Here is a 12,638-nt window from a genome sequence, read left to right as displayed (position 1 = left end):
CGCCCCAAATAGGGTATAGTTGTATGTCGGGAGTGCCCATCAGTAGGGCTCAGCGGTTGGTTCGACTTGACCGCCCACACTGCCGGTGCGACTCTTGTTAGGTACCACGCGCACCCCTCCCGCGGAATAGAAGTGCGCGAACCAGTCTGGTCACTCAGCGTGGAGGACCCTTTACCATGGCGAAGGCTCTACTCGGCCACGTCGGCGGTCCTGACCCTCGGATGGTCTCGGAAATGCGCCGCCTGCAGCAGCGTATCCGGGATCTGGAGGCAGAACTCATCCGACTTCAGGCCACCAATGACGCTCTTGCGGCGCAAACCCGCGACGAGGCGATAAGCCGTATGCAGGAGCGCGAGCCGGCACTCACCTGAGAGTGATCGGAGCGCAACCCAGGGACGTCTCACAGAGGCGTCCCTTGTTATTTTCCCCGAATGCCAAAGCCCTGGTCAAACGCGGTACATAAGCAGTTGCCGCCGCCGGGCGGCGCGGACCAGTAGGCTTTTCCGCAGTCCGTTTCCGGGGAAGGGGGTCGCGCTTGTATCTCAAGACCCTCACCCTGCGCGGCTTCAAGTCCTTCGCCTCCGCGACCGCCCTGCGCTTCGAGCCCGGCATCACGTGCGTCGTGGGCCCCAACGGCTCGGGCAAGTCCAACGTGGTCGACGCCCTGGCCTGGGTCATGGGCGAACACAGCGCCAAGTCGCTGCGCGGCGGCAAGATGGAAGACGTGATCTTCGCCGGCACCTCGTCCCGGCCGCCGCTCGGCCGCGCCGAGGTGACGCTGACCATCGACAACACCGACGGCGCGCTGCCGATCGACTACACCGAGGTCACGATCAGCCGGCTGATGTTCAGGTCGGGGCAGAGCGAATACGCGATCAACGGCGACACCTGCCGCCTGCTCGACATCCAGGAGCTGCTGTCCGACTCCGGCATCGGCCGCGAGATGCACGTGATCGTGGGGCAAGGCCAGCTCGACGCCGTGCTGCACGCGGGCCCTGAAGACCGGCGCGCATTCATCGAAGAGGCCGCCGGCGTGCTCAAGCACCGCAAGCGCAAGGAGAAGGCGCTGCGGAAGCTGGATGCGATGCAGGCCAACCTGACCCGCGTTCAAGACCTCGCCACCGAGCTGCGCCGCCAGCTCAAGCCGCTGGGCCGCCAGGCGGAGATCGCCCGCAAGGCCGCCGTCATCCAGGCCGACCTGCGTGACGCCCGGCTGCGGCTGCTGGCCGACGACGTGTGCATCCTGCGCGCCACGCTGGAGCGCGAGGCCGCCGACGAGGCCGCGATCACGACCAGGCGGCAGCAGGTCGAGGCCGAGCTGACCGAGGGGCAGCAGCGCGAGGCCGCCCTTGAGGCCGCCGAGGCCGAGACCCAGCCCCGGCTGGCCGCCGCTCAGGAGACCTACTTCAGGCTCGCCTCCCTGCGCGAGCGCATCACCGGCCTGGAACAACTCGCCTCAGAACGCCACCGCCACGCGCTCGACGCCGCCGCCATCGAGCGCCGCGGCCGCGACCCTGAAGACCTGGAGCGCGAGGCCGCCGAGATGCGCGAGCGGGAGCTGATCCTGCGGGCCGAGCTGGAGCAGGCCCAGGAGCTGCTGGACGACGCCGTGCAACGGCGGGCCGAGGCCGAGGCGGAGCTGGGCGAGGAGGAGCGGCGGCTCGCACTGGCCGCCAGGGCCGCCGCCGACCGCCGCGAGGGCCTGGCCAAGCTGCGCGGCCAGGTCGATTCCGTACGCAGCAGAGGCCGCGCCGCCGAGGAGGAGATCGGGCGCCTGCGGCAGGCCGTGGCCGACGCGACCCGGCGCGAGCAGCAGGCCAGAGAAGACCTGGAGGCCCAGCGGATCGACGAGCCGGCCACCGATCCCGCGCTGGCCGAAGAGCTGGCCGCCGCGCAGGCCGCCGTCGAGGAGGCCAAGGCGGTGGCCGACGCGGCCAGGGCGGCGGCGGAGGAGGCGAAGTCGGCACTCGACGCGCCGCGTGCCGCGCTCCAGGCCGCCAAGTCGGCCGTGAGCACCGCCCGCGCCACCGACCAGCAGGCGCAGCGCGCCGTGGCCGCGCTGACCGCCCGGCGCGATGCGCTGGAGATGGGGCTGGCCAAGGGCGACGGCGGGGCGGCGCTGCTGGAGGCCGACCTCGGCGGGGTGCTCGGGCCGCTCGCCGCCTCGATGCAGGTGACACCCGGCGCCGAGCCGGCCGTGGCGGCCGTCCTGGGCTCCGTCGCCGAGGCGATCACGGTCAAGTCGCTCGACACCGCCGTGGAGGCCCTGGAGCTGCTGCGTTCGCGGAGCGCCGGACAGGCCACCCTCCTCGTCGCGCTGGGCGCGGACAGGCACGATCGGAGCGCGCCCGCGCGGGCGGCGGCTCCAGGAGGCGGCCGGTGGGCGGCCGACCTGGTGACGGTGCCCGATCATCTGCGCTCGGCCCTGGAGCACGTGCTGGCCGACGTCGTGGTGGTGGACGACCTGGAGACCGCGCGCGCGGTCGTCGACCGTCATCCGCGGCTGCGTGCTGTCACGACGGGCGGCGATCTCGTCGGCGCTCACGTGGTCGCCGGCGGCTCAGAGGGCGGCACCTCCGTCCTCCAGGTGCGGGCGGCGCTCGACGAGGCCGTCAGGGACCTGGAGGAGGCCGAGACCAGGGCCGAGCAGGGCGCGCTCGCGCTGGACGAGGCGGTCGCCGGCGAGCAGGCCGCGCAGGCCGCCCTGGAGGCCGCCCAGGCCCACGTCAGCGAGGCCCAGACCGCGCTCACCACCGCCCAGGCCGGCGTGAGCGCCGCCCAGGGCCTGCTCGACCAGGTCAGGGGCCGCCAGCGGGAGGCCGACCAGCGCAACGCGGCGGCGGCCAGGCGGCTGGCCCAGCTTGAGGCGGCGGCCAACGCGGCCCGCGACGAGGCCGAGCGCCTGGCCGTGAGCGTGACGAAGGCGGAGGAGGCCCGCGCGGAGGGCCTGGAAGAGCTGGCCGAGCTGGAGATCCGGCTGGCCGAGGCCGAATACGCCCAGGAGCTGGAGTCCGAGCCGACCACCGACCTGCGCGACGACCTGTCGAGCGCCTGCGAGGCCGCCAGGCAGCGCGAGATGGACACCCGCCTCCAGGTGCGCACCGCGGAAGAGCGGGTCAAGGGCATCGAGGGCCGCGCGGACGGCCTGCTCAGGGCGGCCAGGCGCGAGCGCGAGGAACGCGCCCAGGCGGCTGCTCAGCGCGCCAGGCGCAGGCGCCAGGCCGCGGTGGCCGAGGCCGTCAGCAAGGGCGCCAAGAGGGTGCTCACGGCCCTCGCGACGTCCGTCCAGCTCGCCTCCAGAGAACGCGACGAGGCCGACCTGGCCAGGGTGGCCGTGGACGCCGAGCTCAAGCAGGTGCGCCTGCGGGTGCGCGAGCTGGGTCAGGAGCTCGACAAACTGGTCAACCGGGTCCACGGCAACGAGATGGCCCGCACCGAGCAACGGCTGCGGCTGGAGCAGATGGAGCAGCGGGCGCTGGAGGAGTTCGGGGTCGAGGGCGAGGCCCTGATCTCCGAGTACGGCCCCGAGGCCATGGTGCCGGGCGAGCCGCCCGTCCCCTTCGTGCGCGAGGAGCAGGAGAAGCGGGCCAGGGCGGCCGAGCGGCAGATGAACCAGCTCGGCAAGGTCAATCCGCTCGCCCTGGAGGAGTTCGCGGCCCTGGAGGAGCGGCACGCGTTCCTCAACTCCCAGCTCGAAGACCTCAAGAAGACCCGGCGCGACCTGATGACCGTGGTCAAGGAGGTCGACGACCGGGTGGAGCAGATGTTCTCCTCGGCGTACGAGGACGTGGCGCGCGAGTTCGAGCAGATCTTCGGCCGGGTCTTCCCCGGCGGTGACGGCAGGCTGGTGCTCACCGAGCCCGGCGACATGCTGACCACGGGCATCGAGGTCGAGGCCAGGCCGCCGGGCAAGAAGGTCAAGCGGCTGTCGCTGCTGTCGGGCGGCGAGCGGTCGCTGACGGCGGTGGCGTTCCTGATCTCGATCTTCAAGGCGCGGCCGTCGCCGTTCTACGTGATGGACGAGGTCGAGGCGGCCCTCGACGACACCAACACGCAGCGCCTGCTGATGTTGTTCGAGGAGTTGCGGCAGAGCTCGCAGCTCATCGTGATCACCCACAACAAGCGCACGATGGAGATCGCCGACGCGCTCTACGGCGTGTCGATGCGCGGCGACGGCGTGACCCAGGTGGTCAGCCAGCGGCTCAGGGAACGCGAGTCGGCGTGACGCCGGTGGGCAGCCGGCGGCTCAGGGAACGCGAGTCCGCCTGACCGGACAGGTCGGCCGACATGAGGCGGGTCGTGACCCTGCTGGTCCATTCCGGGCGGTCGATCTGGAAAACTGACATCTTGTGGATGGTTACCTGGGCGTCATCGTGATCGTGGCCGTCGTCGCCCTGCTGGCGGTCGGCGGTCTCCTCCTGCTCTTCAGGCCAGGGCGTAAGACGCCTCCGCCGGTCGTTCCGCCCGAGGCTCCGACGCTTCCCGAGGAGAAGCGGCCCGCGGCGGCGGACGAGGCCGAGGGCGCGACCACCACGCTTCCGCCGCCGGTCAAGCCCGCCGAGCCGGTCGTCGTCGAGCCGGAGGTCGAGGTTCCGCCGCCGTCCGCCGGCCGGATGGTGCGGCTGCGCGAGCGGCTCGCCCGCTCGCAGAGCGCGCTCGGGCGCGGGCTGCTGGAGCTGCTGTCCCGCGACCGTCTCGACGACGACGTGTGGGACGAGATCGAGGAGCGGCTGATCACGGCCGACGTGGGCGTCGCGCCGACCCGCGCCATCGTGGAGGAGCTGCGCACCAAGGTCAAGGTGCTGGGCAGCCGCACCCCCGAGGAGGTCCGCGGCCTGCTGCGTGAGCAGCTGCTCGCCCAGATCGACCCCGACCTCGACCGCACCCTGCACATCCAGAAGCACGGCGAGCGGCCCGCGGTCGTCCTCGTCGTGGGGGTCAACGGCACCGGCAAGACCACGACCACGGGCAAGCTGGCCCGCTCACTGGTCGGCGACGGCAAGAAGGTCGTGCTCGGCGCGGCCGACACCTTCCGCGCCGCCGCCGCCGACCAGCTTCAGACCTGGGGCGAGCGGGTCGGCGCCGACACCGTGCGCGGCCCCGAGGGCGGCGACCCCGCCTCCGTGGCGTTCGACGCGGTGGCCAAGGGCATGGAGGAGAAGGTCGACGTGGTCATCGTCGACACCGCGGGCCGCCTGCACACCAAGACCGGCCTGATGGACGAGCTGGGCAAGGTCAAGCGGGTCATCGAGAAGAAGGCCACGGTCGACGAGGTGCTGCTGGTCCTCGACGCCACCACGGGCCAGAACGGCATGCGCCAGGCCCAGGTGTTCGCCGAGGTGGTCAACATCACCGGCATCGCGCTGACCAAGCTCGACGGCACCGCCAAGGGCGGCATCGTGATCTCGGTGCAGCGGGAGCTGGGCGTGCCGGTCAAGCTCGCGGGTCTGGGCGAGGGGCCCGACGACCTGGCGCCGTTCGATCCCGGGGTGTTCGTGGACGCCATTCTCGGTGAGTGACTAACGGCCCTCCCGTAATCGGTCACGGATCCGGCCTTACCAGATAAGTGTTGATCGACCACTTTTTGATGTGTTGACATGTATCGGTCATCAAAAGATCGTTCGGTCCCATTGTTGGTGAAAGGCCCACCATGAAGAAGATCGTCGTTCATCGGCCAGGAACCGTGAAGCCGGCCGCCTCGGCCGCGCCGCGGCACAGCTCCTGACCCACCCGGCCGGCGTCCCCGACAGGGGCGTCGGCCACGCCGGACGACGGAAGAGGGACGGCGTGGACACGATCTTCCTCGACGCGGACCGCCGGATCGGCGGCCCCTACACGCTCGGCGCGGCGCTCCTGGCCCACCTGGTCCCGCCCGCCCTCGAACGACGTCCCGATCTGGTCGCCGCGCACGACATCGAGATCAGGGCCGCCGCGCCCGCGCTGCGCGAGCTCGTACCGGCCCGCAGGCGCTCGCTGGCCGGCGACCTGCCACGAGGGCAGCGGGTGCTCGTGCCCGGCGCCCGGCGCAGCCTGCGGATCGCCAACGGGCTGGCCGAGTTCGTCCGCGACCACCTGGCCGGCGCCGGGCCCCTGACCGTGACGGCCGTCAACCTCGGCGAGGCCGACCACACCGACCGTGAGCTGGTGACCGTGCTGCGGCGGCGGGTCGAGCCCGGCCTGCTGACCATCGAGGAGGGGCCGTCGGCGCCCGGTGCCGGGCCGCTGCGGGCCGACTTCGACCGCTACCGCGACGAGGGCTTCCACCACGCCATGGCGGAGGCGGGGCTGGCGGTGCTGCGCGGGCTGGCGTACGAGGACGATCCCGAACGCTGGCAGCACCTCCTGCAGCGGGTGGCCGCGTCCCTGGAGGCGATCGAGCGCGAGGAGGAGGCCCGCGAGCTCTACGACCGGGCCAGGCGGGTGAGCACCGACCCCAGGCACCGCGCCACGATCGCGTACGGCACCGCCATGATCCTCGTCCGCCACCACGACCACGCCCGCCGCGACCCCGAGCAGGCCCTGGCCTGGATCAACGAGGCCGTCACCATCACCTCCCTGCTGCCCGACGCCCGCGAACGGGCCTTCCACCTCGGGTTCGACCTCAACGGCAAGGCCCTGGTCGAGGTGCGCAGGGGCCGCCCAGGCGCCGCCATGGAGCTGGTGCGCCAGGCCATCGAGCTGGCCGAGACCGACCTGCCGGACGAGCACCCGATCCACCGGCTCGTGCTGTACGGCAACAGGGCCCAGCTGCTGGCCATGGCCGGGCGGCCGGAGGCGGCGCTGGCCGACTACGACCGCGCCATCGCGCTCGACCCCGGCTATCCCGACTACTACCTCGACCGCGGCAACCTGCTGCACGAGCTGGCCCGGGAGGAGGAGGCGCTGGCCGACTACGAGGCGGTGACACGGCTGAGCCCGCCCTTCCCCGAGGCTTACTACAACCGCTCCGAGGTGCGCTACGCCCGCGGCGACCTGGCGGGCGCCCGCGCCGACCTGGACCACACGCTGGAGCTGGATCCGGAGTTCGCCCCCGCCTACGTCAACCGCTGCGGGCTGCACGTGGCCGCCGGCGACTACGCGCGGGCGCGCGGGGACGTGGAACGCGGCCTGGCGCTCACGCCGGGCGATCCGCACTTGCTGTGTGTGCTCGGGCAGGTGGAGCTGGCCGAAAACCACTACCCGGAGTCACGCATGGCCTTCGATCTGGCCCTTGAGGCCGATCCCGAGCTGCTGCCGGCCTGGGCGGGCCGGGCGGAGCTGGCCTTCGAGCGCGGCGACCACGAGGCGGCGCTGGCCGACCTGACGCGGGCGCTGAAGCTGGAGGAGACGGCGGAGCTGCTGTTCAACAGGTCGCTGGTGCACCGGGCGGCCGGGCAGGCCGGTCAGGCCAGGCAGGACCTGCTCAGGGCCGCCGAACTGGCCCCCGACGACGCGGACGTCACCCGGGCGCTGCACGAGACGTGAGCCCCGGCGTCAGGGCTGGCGTCAGGAGGGCGGCAGGGGGCGTCAGGGGGCAGGGCGGGAGAGCGGACGTCAGGGAGCGGGGTGGGAGAGCGGGCGGATGGGGACCACCAGGGGCGTGCCCGCCACCGGATCAGCGATGATCTTGGCGTCCAGCTCGAACACCTCCCGCAGCAGGTCCTCGGTCAGCACCTCGTGCGGCGTGCCCGAGGCGATCACCCGGCCGGCCCGCATGGCCACCAGGCGGTCGGCGTAGCGGGCGGCCAGGTTGAGATCGTGCAGCACCATGACGACGGTGCGGCCCGCCTCCTCGTGCAGGTGCCGGACCAGCTCCAGCACCTCCACCTGGTGCGCCAGGTCGAGGAATGTGGTGGGCTCGTCGAGCAGCAGCAGGTCCGTGCCCTGCGCCAGGGCCATGGAGATCCACGCCCGCTGCCGCTGCCCGCCCGACAGCTCCTCCAGCGGCCGTTCGGCCAGGTCGGCCAGGCCCGTCATGTCCAGGGCCGCCGCGACCGCGCCCTCGTCGTCGGAGGACCACTGCCGGTACCACGTCTGGTGCGGATGCCGGCCCCTGGCCACCAGGTCGGCGACCGTGAGCCCTTCCGGCGCGGTGGGGGCCTGGGGCAGCACGCCGAGGATCTTGGCCACTTCGCGGGTGGGGATCCTGTCGATGCGCTTGCCGTCCAGCAGCACCTCGCCGCCCTGCGGCTTGAGCAGCCGGCCGAGGGCGCGCAGCAGCGTGGACTTGCCGCAGCCGTTCGGGCCGATGATGGTGGTCACCGTGCCCGCCTCGATGCCGAGGTCGAGGCCGTCCACGATGAGGCGGTCGCCGTACCCGAGCTTGACCCCGGCGGCCTGCAGTCTCACTTTCGCGACCTCCAGATCAGGTGGATCAGGTACGGCGCGCCCAGTACGGCCGTGACGATGCCGACGGGCAGCTCGATGGGGGAGAAGACGGTCCTGGCGATCAGGTCGGCGGCGGTGGTGAGCACGCCGCCGACCACCGCCGAGCAGAGCAGCGGCGGCCGGCCCGAGCGGGTGAGCCGCAGCGCGATCTGCGGCGAGGCCAGGGCCACGAACGCGATCGGCCCCGCCGACGCCGTGGCCACGGCCGCCAGCAGCACGGCGGCCAGGATCATCAGGGCGCGGGCCGGGTTCATCCGGACGCCGAGCGCGGTGACCGTGTCGTCGCCGAAGCGCAGCGCGTCGAGCGAACGGGTGCCGAGCAGGGTCAGCGGCACCAGGACGACCAGGGCCAGCGCCGTCGGCGTCACGTGCTCCCAGCCCCTGCCGTTCAGCGAGCCGCTGATCCAGACCATGGCGCGGCTGGTGTCGTTGACGTCGCCGACGGTCAGCAGCCAGAACTTGACGTTGGTGAAGACGGCGGCGACGCCGATGCCGACCAGCACCAGGCGGTAGCCGTCCAGGCCGCGCCGCCAGGCCAGGCCGTACACGACCGCCGCGCCGAGCAGGCCGCCCAGCAGGGCGAGCGCGGGGATGCCGAGGGTGGACAGCAGGCCGCTGACGCCGCCGTACGCGCTGCCGCTGGCCACCACGCCGGCCACCACGGTGACCGAGGCGCCGGTGGTAACGCCGAGGATCTCGGGGCTGGCCAGGGGGTTGCGCGCGATCGACTGGATGATCGCGCCCGACAGCGCCAGCGCGGCTCCGACCAGGGCGCCGGTGAGCGCGCGGGGCAGCCGCAGCTCCATGATGACGAAGTGCGCGGGACTGGCGGCGTCGAACGTGCCCGTGACGACGTCCGCCAGCGTCATCGGGAGCTCGCCGATGCGCATGTTCAAAGCCATGAGCAGGGCGAGCAGGACGACGCCGGTCAGGGTGAGCACGACGACGCGCGGCCGTACCTGCCAGGACAGGCCGCCGACGCGCAGGGGAAGGGTGGTCATCACAGCCGCACGGGCTTCCTGCGGCGGACCAGGGCGACGAAGAACGGGGCGCCGAGCAGCGCGAGCACCACGCCCACCTCCAGCTCTCCCGGCGGCGCCACCACGCGGCCGATCACGTCGGCGACCAGCAGCAGCGCCGCGCCGATCAGCCCCGAGAACGGCAGCAGCCACCGATGGTCGGTGCCCGACAGCGGCCGGGCCAGGTGCGGCACGATGAGCCCGACGAACGCCAGCGACCCGCAGGCGGCGACCGCCGCGCCCGACAGCAGGGTGACGGCGGCGACGCCGATGGTGCGGGTCATGGCGATGTTCTGGCCGAGGCTTCTGGCCACGTCCTCGCCCAGGGAGAGCGCGTTGAGCCCTGGGGCGTTCACCACCGCCAGCACCAGACCGGCCAGGATGAACGGCAGCACCTGCCACACCACGTCGCCGCCCCTGGCCGCGATGGAGCCCGCCTGCCAGAACCGGAACACGTCCATCGCCTGCTCGTCGAGGAGCACGATGGCCGAGGTCAGGGCGTACAGCAGGGCGCTGACGGCGGTGCCGGCCAGGGCCAGCGTGACCGGGGTCGGCCCGCCCCTGCCGCCGACCATGCCCAGCGCGAACACCGCCACGCTGGCCACCAGCGCGCCCGCCAGGCCGAACCAGATGTAGACCAGCAGGCTCGACGCGCCGAACAGGATGATCGACGACACCATCGCGAACGCCGCCCCCTGCGTGACGCCGAGCAGACCGGGGTCGGCCAGCGGGTTGCGGGTGTGGCCCTGCATGAGCGCGCCCGCCACGCCCAGCGCGAGCCCGGCGAGCACGCCGAGCACGGTCCTGGGGATGCGCAGCGAGCGGATGACGATGTCGTTCTCGGTGCCGGTCGGGGCGGTGAGCGCGTGCCAGGCGTCGGCCGGCGGCACGGACTTGGAGCCGATCGTGATGCTCAGCACCACCGCGACGGCGACCGAGGCGAGCAGGACAAGCAGGATCGTGAGCCGGCGGGTGCGGAGCCCATGGAGACGCGGGGCGACGGCTGTTGCGCTCACCCGGCTCCTCCTCGACGTTCGTGATTCCGCTGAAGTATGCCAGGTTAGGCTAAGGCTTACCTAATTTAGGTTTGCCTTACTTTGGAGAAGAGGTACTTCATGAGACCGTCGCGCGTGCTCGCCGTGGCGCTGCTGATGGCGAGTCTGGCCGCCTGCGGTTCGCCGGAGCCCGCCGCCACCTCCGCGACCTCCGGTACTGGTGCGGCCCCCTTCAGGACGGTCGAGCACGCGATGGGCGAAACGGTCATCCCGACCCGGCCGCAGCGGGTGGTGGCGCTCGACCAGAGCTTCGTGGACGCCGTGCTGACGCTGGAGACGCCGGTGGTGGGGTACACGACGTACCGCTCGATCGACTCCACGCTGCCCGGCTACCTCGGGCCGGTCGCCGAGCGGTACGGCAAGGAGGCGACCCCGGTCGGCACCCTGGAGGAGCCTAGCCTGGAGAAGGTCATCGCGCTCAAGCCCGACCTGATCGTCTCGGCCAAGGTGCGGCACGAGGCGCTGTACGACAAGCTCGCCAAGATCGCGCCGACCGTGTTCAGCGAGACCACGGGGGCGATCTGGAAGGACAACCTGCGCCTGATGGGCCGGGCCCTGGGCAAGGAGGAGCTGGCCGAGACCCGGATCAAGGAGTACGAGCAGCGGGCGCGCACCATCGGGGCCGCGATCAAGGAGAAGGAGGGCGAAATGCCGACGATCTCCATCGTGCGCTTCGCCGGCGAGCCCACGACCCGGCTGTACGTGGAGAACTCCTACTCGGGCGTGGTCATGAAGGACGTCGGGTTCCCGCGTCCCGAGGGGCAGCCGGCCAAGCAGGACGCCATCGCGGTCGACGTGAGCCAGGAGCGGATCGCCGACCTGGACGCCGAGCACATCTTCGTGGCCACCTACCCGGACCCGTCGAGCGACGGGCCGAAGGAGAAGTTCACCGCCAACCCCCTGTGGGGCAAGCTCAAGGGGGCCAAGCACGAGGTGGGCGACCTGACGTGGATGAGCGCCGTGGGCATCCAGGGCGCGCACGCGATCCTGGACGACGTGGCCGAGTTCTTCACCGTGGACCCGGCCAGACCCTAGCCGGTCAGGAATGCGCGCAGCTCCGTCAGATGGGGCGCCACGTCGAGCCCGTTGGCGGCCAGCCAGCGGGGATCGCCGTACGTGCCCTTGTACCGGTCGCCGCTGTCGCACACCAGTGTCACGATGCTGCCCTGCTCGCCCGCCGCGCGCATCTCCTCGACGAGCTCCACGCAGGCGGCCAGGTTGGTGCCGGTCGAGCCTCCGACGTCGAGGCCGGTCACCTCGCGGGCCCAGTGCATGGCCGCGATCGAGCGGGCGTCCGGCACGGCGATCATGCGGTCGATCACCATGGGCTGGAACGAGGGCTCCACGCGGGGCCGGCCGATGCCCTCGATGCGCGAGCCGGGAGCGGTGACCTCGCTGTCGCCCGAGGTCCAGCTCGGGTAGAAGGCCGAGCCCTCCGGATCGACGACGGCCAGGCGGGTGGCGTGGCGGCGGTAGCGGATGTAGCGGCCTATGGTGGAGGAGGTGCCGCCGGTGCCGGCGCCGACCACGATCCAGGCCGGCTCGGGATGCGGCTCCATGGACATCTGGGAATAGATGGATTCGGCGATGTTGTTGTTGCCGCGCCAGTCGGTGGCCCGCTCCGCGTAGGTGAACTGGTCCATGAAGTGGCCGCCGGTCTCAGTGGCCAAGCGGTGAGATTCGTCATAGATCGTGCCGGGATCGTCCACCAAGTGACACTTGCCGCCGTAGAACTCGATGAGGTGGATCTTCTCCGGTGACGTGGACGCCGGCATGACCGCGATGAAGGGCAGGCCGAGCAGGCGGGCGAAGTACGCCTCGCTCACGGCGGTCGATCCGCTGGACGCCTCGACCACCGTCGTGGCGGGGCCGATCCAGCCGTTGGCCAGGCCGTACAGGAACAGGGACCGGGCAAGTCGATGTTTGAGTGAACCGGTTGGGTGCACCGATTCGTCTTTCAAGTAGAGGTTTACTCCCCAATGCGAGGGAAGCGGGAAGACGTGCAGATGAGTGTCGCAACTTCGATTGGCGTCGGCCTCGACCTTGCGGATGGCCTCAGCCACCCAGCGGCGTGCACCAGCGTCGTGGCGGTCCACGGAAATCATGTCCATACGCTATCCCATGTGACTCTCGCCACTATTACTGCAGGATTGGATAGGTAGTGTTATGATAAAGATACTTGTCCCGCCGTGGACGT

10 protein-coding genes are annotated in these 12,638 nt (G+C 71.6%); 5 read left to right on the top strand and 5 right to left on the bottom strand.

Annotation, left to right across the window (positions count from 1 at the left end):
• Window positions 1-176: 176 nt before the first annotated feature.
• Window positions 177-371 (top strand): hypothetical protein, encoded by a 195-nt coding sequence (locus AB0C27_RS26235; protein ID WP_106249247.1) that lies wholly within the window; start codon window positions 177-179, stop codon window positions 369-371.
• A 164-nt stretch (window positions 372-535) separates the two neighbouring features.
• Window positions 536-4,225, top strand: a complete 3,690-nt coding sequence (gene smc, locus AB0C27_RS26230; RefSeq protein ID WP_357848407.1) for a chromosome segregation protein SMC — start codon at window positions 536-538, stop codon at window positions 4,223-4,225.
• On the opposite strand, the gene AB0C27_RS26225 is transcribed toward smc, so the two are convergent.
• Window positions 4,203-4,346: a hypothetical protein gene (locus AB0C27_RS26225; RefSeq protein ID WP_357848405.1), complete on the bottom strand. Its 144-nt coding sequence runs from the start codon at window positions 4,344-4,346 to the stop codon at window positions 4,203-4,205. The genes smc and AB0C27_RS26225 overlap by 23 nt on opposite strands.
• Window positions 4,347-4,349: 3 nt before the next feature.
• Between AB0C27_RS26225 and ftsY the strand changes: the two genes are divergently transcribed.
• Window positions 4,350-5,519, top strand: coding sequence for a signal recognition particle-docking protein FtsY (gene ftsY, locus AB0C27_RS26220; RefSeq protein ID WP_357848403.1), 1,170 nt, complete (start codon window positions 4,350-4,352; stop codon window positions 5,517-5,519).
• Window positions 5,520-5,787: 268 nt separating this feature from the next.
• Window positions 5,788-7,464, top strand: a complete 1,677-nt coding sequence (locus AB0C27_RS26215) for a tetratricopeptide repeat protein (protein WP_357848401.1) — start codon at window positions 5,788-5,790, stop codon at window positions 7,462-7,464.
• A 69-nt stretch (window positions 7,465-7,533) separates the two neighbouring features.
• Here AB0C27_RS26215 and AB0C27_RS26210 read toward each other — a convergent pair whose 3' ends face one another.
• From AB0C27_RS26210 to AB0C27_RS26200, 3 genes are read right to left on the bottom strand one after another with little or no spacing between them, the layout of a single operon-like run.
• Window positions 7,534-8,328: an ABC transporter ATP-binding protein gene (locus AB0C27_RS26210; protein ID WP_357848399.1), complete on the bottom strand. Its 795-nt coding sequence runs from the start codon at window positions 8,326-8,328 to the stop codon at window positions 7,534-7,536.
• Window positions 8,325-9,368: an iron chelate uptake ABC transporter family permease subunit gene (locus AB0C27_RS26205; RefSeq protein ID WP_357848396.1), complete on the bottom strand. Its 1,044-nt coding sequence runs from the start codon at window positions 9,366-9,368 to the stop codon at window positions 8,325-8,327. The genes AB0C27_RS26210 and AB0C27_RS26205 overlap by 4 nt, the downstream gene beginning before the upstream one ends.
• Window positions 9,368-10,402: an iron ABC transporter permease gene (locus AB0C27_RS26200; protein WP_357848394.1), complete on the bottom strand. Its 1,035-nt coding sequence runs from the start codon at window positions 10,400-10,402 to the stop codon at window positions 9,368-9,370. The genes AB0C27_RS26205 and AB0C27_RS26200 overlap by 1 nt, the downstream gene beginning before the upstream one ends.
• A 99-nt stretch (window positions 10,403-10,501) precedes the next feature.
• On the opposite strand from AB0C27_RS26200, the gene AB0C27_RS26195 reads away from it, so the two are divergent.
• Window positions 10,502-11,476, top strand: a complete 975-nt coding sequence (locus AB0C27_RS26195; protein WP_357848392.1) for an iron-siderophore ABC transporter substrate-binding protein — start codon at window positions 10,502-10,504, stop codon at window positions 11,474-11,476.
• On the opposite strand, the gene AB0C27_RS26190 is transcribed toward AB0C27_RS26195, so the two are convergent.
• A complete protein-coding gene (locus AB0C27_RS26190) occupies window positions 11,473-12,546 on the bottom strand; it encodes a PLP-dependent cysteine synthase family protein (protein WP_357848390.1) in 1,074 nt (357 codons plus the stop codon). The two genes, AB0C27_RS26195 and AB0C27_RS26190, sit on opposite strands and share 4 nt — an antisense overlap.
• Window positions 12,547-12,638 lie beyond the last annotated feature (92 nt).

The sequence above is a fragment of the Nonomuraea sp. NPDC048882 genome, assembly GCF_040649755.1.
Taxonomy (GTDB): Bacteria; Actinomycetota; Actinomycetes; order Streptosporangiales; family Streptosporangiaceae; genus Nonomuraea; species Nonomuraea maheshkhaliensis.
This window is presented reverse-complemented; position numbering and strand designations above follow the sequence as displayed.

What these genes read in the sequence shown, in the direction of transcription:
- AB0C27_RS26235 (WP_106249247.1), top strand. Translation starts at nt 177, where the DNA reads ATGGCGAAGGCTCTACTCGGCCACGTCGGCGGTCCTGACCCTCGGATG.
- AB0C27_RS26225 (WP_357848405.1), bottom strand. Translation starts at nt 4,346, where the DNA reads ATGTCAGTTTTCCAGATCGACCGCCCGGAATGGACCAGCAGGGTCACG.
- AB0C27_RS26205 (WP_357848396.1), bottom strand. Translation starts at nt 9,368, where the DNA reads ATGACCACCCTTCCCCTGCGCGTCGGCGGCCTGTCCTGGCAGGTACGG.
- AB0C27_RS26195 (WP_357848392.1), top strand. Translation starts at nt 10,502, where the DNA reads ATGAGACCGTCGCGCGTGCTCGCCGTGGCGCTGCTGATGGCGAGTCTG.
- AB0C27_RS26190 (WP_357848390.1), bottom strand. Translation starts at nt 12,546, where the DNA reads ATGATTTCCGTGGACCGCCACGACGCTGGTGCACGCCGCTGGGTGGCT.